The organism is Aeromicrobium sp. (assembly GCF_014378035.1).
In the GTDB taxonomy this organism is placed as follows: Bacteria; Actinomycetota; Actinomycetes; order Propionibacteriales; family Nocardioidaceae; genus Aeromicrobium.
In genome coordinates this window covers 1-7,360 of the sequence record NZ_JACMOM010000331.1, presented here as the reverse complement: position 1 = coordinate 7,360, position 7,360 = coordinate 1, and the positions used below count along the sequence as shown (strand labels likewise).

Sequence of the window (7,360 nt, the reverse complement as noted above, 5' to 3'; positions counted from 1 at the left end):
TCGAAGTACTGCGGACCGCCGAAGCTCGCGACTGCGGTGGCGGGTGCGGGCGCCGCGACGCCCGGCGCGGCGGGAGGCGGCTGCCGCCCGCTGGTGGTCCTGGCCCCCCGTCGGTGCTCGGAACGCACTTGGTCGACGTCGACGCCGACCCGCCCGGCAATCTCGCGCAGCAGCTCGTCAACCTTGGACTTGTCACGGATCGCCGCCGCGAGCGACACCGCCTCACGAACGGCATCGACACGCTGGTCGCCCCGCTCGAGGTCGTAGCGGCTGAGCATGTTGTCGAGGACGAAGCGGTAGAGGGGGATGCGCGATGCCACGAGCTCGCGCACCGCAGCGTCGCCATCTGCCAGGCGCAGGTCGCACGGGTCCATGCCACGCGGCTCCATCGCAACGTACGTCTGTGCGACGAACTGCTGGTCCCCGCCGAAGGTCTTGAGCGCAGCACGCTGCCCGGCCTCATCGCCGTCGAACGTGAAGATGACCTCGCCGTGGAAGGCGTCATGGTCGAGCATCAGGCGACGCATCAGCCGGGCATGGTCTTCACCGAACGCCGTGCCACACGTGGCAACGGCCGTGGTGACGCCGGCCTCGTGGCACGCCATGACATCGGTGTAGCCCTCGACGACGACGGCCTGGCTCGAGGAGGAGATCGATCGGCGAGCCAGGTCGAGACCGTAGAGGACGTGGCTCTTCTTGTAGAGGGGTGTCTCGGAGGTGTTGAGGTACTTGGCCTCGACCCGATCGTCGTCGAACATGCGACGCGCGCCGAAGCCGATGGTCTCACCAGTCATCTCCCGGATGGGCCAGAGCAGCCGGCCGCGGAACCGGTCGTAGAGCCCGCGCGAGCCTCTCGAGGCGAGGCCCCCCACCAGCAGCTCGTCATCGGTGAATCCCTTGCCCCGGAGGTGGCCGACGAGCGCCTCTCCCCCACGCGGCGCAAACCCCATGCCGAACCGCTCGGCCGCGGCCTGGTCGAAGCCGCGGTCCTTGACGAACTCGCGACCGACGGTGGCGTCAGGGGACGACGTGAGCGTCGAGGAATAGAAGGCTGCGGCTTCGCGGTGAGCCTCGAGCAGTCGTGGACGCTGCCGTGGGTCGCGGCGGGGGCCGGCCTCGCCGCCATCCTCGTAGCGAAGGGTGACGCCGGTCTTGATCGCCATGCGCTCGACCGACTCGACGAACGACAGGTGCTCGATCTCCATCAGGAACTTGAAGACGTCGCCCGATGCGTCACAACCGAAGCAGTGATAGAAGCCCTGCACCGGGCGCACGTTGAACGACGGCGACTTCTCGTCGTGGAAGGGGCACAGCCCCACCCGGTTGCCCCCAGCGTTGCGAAGCGTCACGTACTGCTCGATGACCTCATCGATGCGGGCCCGTTCTCGGACGAGCTGGATGTCCTCGTCCTTGATTCGCCCGGCCATGGGGTGAATGTTAGTTGACTCGACCCACCGCCATTTCACCCGTCGAGCCTCACAAGAGCGAAGAAAGGGTCAGCCCAGCAACCGCAATGCCCAGATGCGGGCAGACACGTCGGTGAGGCTCGCAACCTGGTCGATGACGACACGACGCCGGGCGGCATCGTCAGCGGCGTGGGCGAAGTCCTCGGCAAACTCCGCCTCGAGCTCTCGGCCCCCCGATCGCGAAAGCACCTCCACGAGCGCCAGCAGCAGCTCACGCTGCCGGCCGAGCGGGCCGGCACGGTCGTCGGACCGCATGACGTAGTGCGCCGCGATGGACTTGAGGACGGTGATCTCGTCGCGCGTGGCTTCGGGCACCTCGAGGTCGGCATCGAACCGGATGAGCGGACCCTCACCCCAACGTTCGACGGTCGCCCACCGCGCAGCCTGGGCAAAGCGACCGATCAGCGCGCTGGTGAGGCTCTTGAGCACGGCTCGCTCGACCCGGCTGCCGTCGAACGACGACTGCGGCCATTGGGGCATCTCCTGCAGCCGCGTCAACGCCCCACCAAGCCGGTCGTCAGTGGCCAAGCTGTCGTACCAGTCGCGAGCCACGACGTAGACGCTGTCGTGGTCGAGGCGGCCCGCGCCGAGGCCGAACCATCCGCCGACCACTCCGTCCTCGACGTCGTGCACGGAATAGGCGATGTCGTCAGCGAGATCCATGACCTGCGCCTCGATCGGTCGACGCTTGTCGGGGGCTCCGTCGCGGAGCCAGTCGAACACCGGACGGTCGTCGACGTAGACACCGAACTTCGCGCCCCCGTCGGGCGACTCGCCGCGCGCCCACGGATACTTCACGCACGCCGAGAGGGTTGCTCGAGTGAGATTGAGCCCCACGCTGGTGCCGTCGGGCGCGAATGTCTTTGACTCCAGACGGCTCAGGATTCTCAACGTCTGCGCGTTGCCCTCGAACCCTCCGCACGACTGCGAGGCCTCGTCGAGCGCGACCTCGCCGTTGTGACCAAAAGGAGGGTGGCCGAGATCGTGCGCCAGCGCCGCCGAGTCGACGATGTCGGGGTCGCAACCCAACGACTTGCCGAGCTCTCGGGCAACCTGCGCGACCTCCAGCGAGTGCGTGAGCCGGTTGCGGACGAAGTCGTCGGACCCCGCACCCATGACCTGGGTCTTGGCCGACAGCCGGCGCAGCGCCGCGGCGTGCACGACGCGCGCGCGATCACGTTCGAACGGTGTCCGCTCTGCCCGCTTGGGAGGTTCGTCGACGAAGCGGGCACGCGCCTCTTCTCCGTAGGGTGCGTCGGTCACGCCGTGACCGCATGCTCGGCACTCCACGAGGTGCAGCACTCAGCAGACATCGGCTCGAGGCTCACGGACGTCGTCATGGCGCCAGCGTAGTCATGGACGCCGACGTCACGGCCCTCAGAACCTGCCGTTGCGTGGGCGGGGTTGGCAGTGTGGGCACCAGAAGGACGACCTGTTCATGAAGGCGTCGCGCCTGATCGTTGTGTCGCACCGCTGGCAAGGTCTGCCCTCCTGCCCGTACACGGCGAGCGACCGGTCGAAGTAGCCGCTGTTGCCGTTGACGTTGACGTAGAGCGCGTCGAACGACGTACCGCCCTGCGCGAGGGCCTCGATCATGACGGCATTGATGTGCGTCAGGAGGCCGTCGATCTCACGTGTGCGTAGATGCCGGGTGTTGCGGGCGTAGTGCAGGGGTGTGCGCCACAGCGACTCGTCGGCGTAGATGTTGCCGACACCGGAGATGAGGGTCTGGTCGAGAATGGCCCGCTTGACGCCGGTCTGGCGACCACGCACACGTCTTGTGAACTCCGCGGGGTCGAACAGCGGGTCGAGGGGGTCGCGGGCGATGTGCGCGATCTGCGGCGGCAACTCTGCACCATCCTCGCTGAAGCACATGCCGCCGAAGATGCGCTGGTCGGCGAAGCGCAGCTGGCGTCCGTCATCCAGGTCGATCGTGACACGCAGGTGCCGCGGGGGCGGCGCGTCGGCGTCGGCGATGAGGAACTGCCCGCTCATGCCGAGGTGGCACAGGATGGCGTCGTCGTGGTCGAGCTGCATCCAGAGGTACTTGCCGCGGCGCGCTGCCCCCTCGATGCGTCGGCCCTCGAGCCGGTGGACGAAGTCGGCCGCGCCCGGCTGGTGGCGGCGGACGGAGCGAACGTCGTGCACCGTGGCGCCGGTGATGGAGCGGCCCACCACGTGATCGACGAGCCCCAGACGGACAACCTCGACCTCGGGGAGCTCAGGCATGCGTGGTGGTCAGGCGCTGTCGACTGCGGGGGTCTGGTCGAGGTCGGCGTCGAGACCGGTGCTGATGGAACCCCAGGCGATCTCGGCGACCATCTGCTCTGCTTCCTTCTTGGATCGACCCTCTCCGCCGTCGAAGACTCGCTCGCCGACGTGCACCACGGCGGTGAACGCCTTGTCGTGGTCGGGGCCGGTGCCCTCGAGGACGTAGTGCGGCACGCCGAGTCCGTTGTTGGCCGCGATCTCCTGCAGCGACGTCTTCCAGTCGAGGCCTGCACCCAGCTCTGCGGCGACAGCGATGACGGGATCGAAGATGCGGTGGATCACCTCGGCCGACCGCTCGATGCCGAACTGGACGTAGATGGCGCCCAGGAGCGCCTCGACGGTGTCGGACAGGATCGAGGCCTTGTCGCGTCCGCCGGTCGCCTCCTCGCCACGTCCGAGGCGGACGTGGTCGCCGATGCCGAGCGTCCGTGCGACAACCGCCAGCGCCTTGGCGCTGACGACAGCGGCACGCAGCTTGGCGAGCTGGCCCTCGGGGAGGTCGGGGTGCTCGGTGAACAACGTGTCGGTGACGACAAGCCCCAGCACCGAGTCACCAAGGAACTCGAGCCGCTCGTTGTTCGGCACCCCGCCGTTCTCGTACGCGTATGAACGGTGGGTCAGGGCATGCTCGAGCAGCCCGGCACCAAGATCCTCGACACCGAGGACCTGCCGGAGCGCGTCGGTGTCGACGGCCGCAGCGATCAGAGGACCTGGCGACGCTCGCCGCGGGCTCCGTACTGCCCGCACTTGGTGCAGGCGTGGTGCGGCTGCACCTTCGAGTCACATGCAGGGTTGGCGCAGTCGACAATCTGCGTCGCCGTCGTCTTCCACTGCGAACGACGGTGACGCGTGTTGCTGCGCGACATCTTCCGCTTCGGGACTGCCACGATCTACTCCTTGCTGAGGCCGGACGTGCTGTCCGACTCTGACGATTCTGCCGACGGGACCGGTTGGTCCGCCAGCTGGCTCAACGTCGCCCACCGTGGGTCGATCGCCTCACCGTGTGTGTGATCTGGATCGTCCGCGAGCCGAGCCCCACATTCGGGGCACAGTCCCGGACATTCCGGACCGCACAACGGGTTGTGCGGCAGTGCGAGCACCACCGCGTCCCGGAGGACGGTTTCGAGGTCGAGCAGCTCGTCCTCGAGGACAAAATCCTCTTCTTCGGCCTCTTCCGGGTTGGAAGGCGCCTCGTAGAGGAACAACTCCTGGAATCCGACGACGATGAACTTGTCGATGGCGTCCAGGCACCGCACACACTCGCCCACCGCCCGCGCCGAGGCCGACCCTGTTGCCAGGACACCTTCCATGATCGCCTCGAGCCGGAGCTCGATGTCGATCGCGGATCCCTCGGGCACGGCGTAGACGTCGTAACCCATGTCTGCCGGCGCCTCGACGGTGATGTTGAACGAGCGTTCGGCGCCCGGCTTGCGACCCATCACATGGGTATCGAAAACCAGCGGTCCCGACAGCACGTTCGACCATCCATCCAAGTGCACGACAAAATGTCGACCTGCGAACAGGCCGAAGAGAATCGTAACCCGTCGCACCATGCCGAGGCCAATCGGTGTGTACCCCACGAACCGATGACGGCCACGTGTCCGTGGTCGATGAGATCATGCCGTATGGCCGAGGGCACCGTGCTGCACGCCGACCTCGACGCTTTCTTCGCGTCGGTCGAGCAGCGTGACGACCCCTCGCTGCGCGGGCGGCCCGTCATCGTGGGCGGGGGAGTCGTCCTGGCGGCAAGCTATGAGGCGAAGGCGCGGGGTGTGCGCACGGCCATGGGTGGTCGCCAGGCGCTGCGCATGTGCCCCGATGCCATCGTCGTACCGCCCCGCATGGACGCCTACACCCAGGCGAGTCGCGACGTCTTCGAGGTGTTCCACGACACCACGCCACTGGTGGAGGGTCTGTCGATCGACGAGGCGTTCCTCGAGGTCGGAGGCCTCCGGCTCATTCGAGGCGCACCGTCGTCGATCGCCGCCCAGCTGCGGGTCGACGTCATGCAGAGGGTGGGACTCCCGATCTCGGTCGGCGTCGCCCGCACCAAATATCTCGCCAAGGTCGCCAGCGCCGTCTCCAAGCCCGAGGGGCTGCTCGTCGTGCCCGTCGAGGGCGAGCTCGAGTTCCTGCACGGGTTACCGGTCGAGCGCCTGTGGGGCGTCGGCAAGGTCACGTCCGGGAAGCTGCGCGAAGCCCGCATCGTCACGGTCGGCGACGTCGCCGCGATGTACGAGGTCGAGCTCGTGCAGCTGCTCGGCGCCGCCAGCGGGCATCATCTCCACGCCCTGGCGCACAACCGCGACCCCCGCCCAGTCCAGGTCGGCACGCGGCGTGGCTCGATGGGCGCACAGCACGCCATCGGACGCGGTCCGCACTCGCCTGCCGAGCTTGACCTCGCCCTGCTCACGCTCGTCGACCGTGTCACCCGACGCATGCGGAGTGCTGGGCGCACGGGCAGCACCGTCACGATCAGCATCCGTTTCGGCGACTTCACCCGCTCGACCAGCTCGCACACCCTTCCCCGACCAACCGCTCACACCGTCACGGTGCTTGATGTGGCGCGGCAGCTGCTCTCGTCACGAACCGGCGCGATCAAGGAGCGCGGCATCACCCTCATCGGGGTGTCGATCGGGTCGCTCGACGACAGCCCGGCTCAGCTTGCCCTGCCGCTCGACGTCAACAGCGGCGCCGAGCTCGACGATGCCATTGACGCCGTTCGCGACAAGTTCGGCTCGAGAGCACTGCGGCGCGCCGTGCAGGTGGGCAAGGCCGATCACACCGAAGCGCCACTGCTCCCCGACCGTCCGTAGCTTCCCGTCCGTTGGGCTAGGCGTACTTCTCGGCCAGGCGCTCCAGGACGAAGCCGGGCACGAGGCCCGACACGTCGCCGCCGTGCTTGGCGACCTCCTTGACGAGGCTCGACGCGAGAAAGCTGTACTCCGGCGTGGTCGGGATGAACATCGTGTCGACATCGGTGAGACTGCCGTTCATCTGCGCCATCTGCAGCTCGTAGTCGAAGTCGGTCACCGCGCGCAGGCCCTTGACGATGGCCGCGATGCCGTTGTCGGTGCAGAAGTCGACGAGCAGGCCCTTGAACGAGCCGGTCGACACGTTGGGCAGGTGCTCGGTGGCCTGGTCGAGCATCTGGAGACGCTCCTCGATCGAGAAGAGGCCGCGCTTGTTCTCATTGACCAGCACCGCGACGACGACCTCGTCGAAGAGCCGTGCCGCACGCTCGATGATATCGAGGTGACCGTTGGTCACGGGGTCGAAGGAACCGGGACACACGACCTTGGCCATGTCAGTGACCGTACCAAAGCGTTGTGTCCCCGTACGCCTTGTGGCGGAGAGGCTCGACACCCTCGGGCCACACGAACGGGTCACGGGTGGCGCGTTCGACGACGAACAAGGCCTCGGGCTCGGCGAACGCCTTCTTGATGATCGCGACCAGTGCAGCGACCTGTTCAGTCGGCACTGCGTACGGCGGGTCGACCAGCTCGAGGCCGAACGCGTCTGGCGGTGAGTCGCGCAGATATCGCTCGGCCGTCACCCGGGTCACGCTCGCGTGTGCGCCAAGTGCCTTGATGTTGTTCCTGACCACCACCGCGGCCCTGGCG

At 67.5% G+C, this 7,360-nt stretch carries 9 protein-coding genes; 1 reads left to right on the top strand and 8 read right to left on the bottom strand.

Annotation, left to right across the window (positions count from 1 at the left end; translation table 11 throughout):
• The 6 genes from dnaG to H7290_RS17730 form a co-directional block, all read right to left on the bottom strand.
• Positions 1-1,427, bottom strand: a 1,427-nt coding sequence (gene dnaG, locus H7290_RS17755; protein ID WP_290515349.1) for a DNA primase, incomplete at its 3' end; no start/stop codon positions are given.
• Positions 1,428-1,496: 69 nt separating this feature from the next.
• Positions 1,497-2,729, bottom strand: coding sequence for a deoxyguanosinetriphosphate triphosphohydrolase (locus H7290_RS17750; protein WP_290515348.1), 1,233 nt, complete (start codon positions 2,727-2,729; stop codon positions 1,497-1,499).
• 114 nt (positions 2,730-2,843) lie between these two features.
• Positions 2,844-3,695: a bifunctional DNA-formamidopyrimidine glycosylase/DNA-(apurinic or apyrimidinic site) lyase gene (mutM, locus tag H7290_RS17745; protein ID WP_290515347.1), complete on the bottom strand. Its 852-nt coding sequence runs from the start codon at positions 3,693-3,695 to the stop codon at positions 2,844-2,846.
• A gap of 9 nt (positions 3,696-3,704) precedes the next feature.
• The gene (rnc, locus tag H7290_RS17740; RefSeq protein WP_366927652.1) at positions 3,705-4,373 is read right to left on the bottom strand and encodes a ribonuclease III; all 669 of its coding nucleotides are present in this window, start codon (positions 4,371-4,373) and stop codon (positions 3,705-3,707) included.
• Between the two features lie 65 nt (positions 4,374-4,438).
• Positions 4,439-4,624 (bottom strand): 50S ribosomal protein L32, encoded by a 186-nt coding sequence (gene rpmF / locus H7290_RS17735; protein ID WP_290515346.1) that lies wholly within the window; start codon positions 4,622-4,624, stop codon positions 4,439-4,441.
• 3 nt (positions 4,625-4,627) lie between these two features.
• Positions 4,628-5,176, bottom strand: a complete 549-nt coding sequence (locus tag H7290_RS17730) for a YceD family protein (protein ID WP_290515345.1) — start codon at positions 5,174-5,176, stop codon at positions 4,628-4,630.
• Between the two features lie 186 nt (positions 5,177-5,362).
• Between H7290_RS17730 and dinB the strand changes: the two genes are divergently transcribed.
• The gene (gene dinB / locus H7290_RS17725; protein ID WP_290515344.1) at positions 5,363-6,553 is read left to right on the top strand and encodes a DNA polymerase IV; all 1,191 of its coding nucleotides are present in this window, start codon (positions 5,363-5,365) and stop codon (positions 6,551-6,553) included.
• Between the two features lie 16 nt (positions 6,554-6,569).
• Here dinB and coaD read toward each other — a convergent pair whose 3' ends face one another.
• Together coaD and H7290_RS17715 are read right to left on the bottom strand one after the other, a co-directional pair.
• The gene (gene coaD / locus H7290_RS17720; protein ID WP_290515343.1) at positions 6,570-7,043 is read right to left on the bottom strand and encodes a pantetheine-phosphate adenylyltransferase; all 474 of its coding nucleotides are present in this window, start codon (positions 7,041-7,043) and stop codon (positions 6,570-6,572) included.
• Position 7,044: 1 nt separating this feature from the next.
• Positions 7,045-7,360 (bottom strand): RsmD family RNA methyltransferase (locus tag H7290_RS17715; RefSeq protein WP_290515342.1); only part of this gene is annotated, 316 nt, incomplete at its 5' end.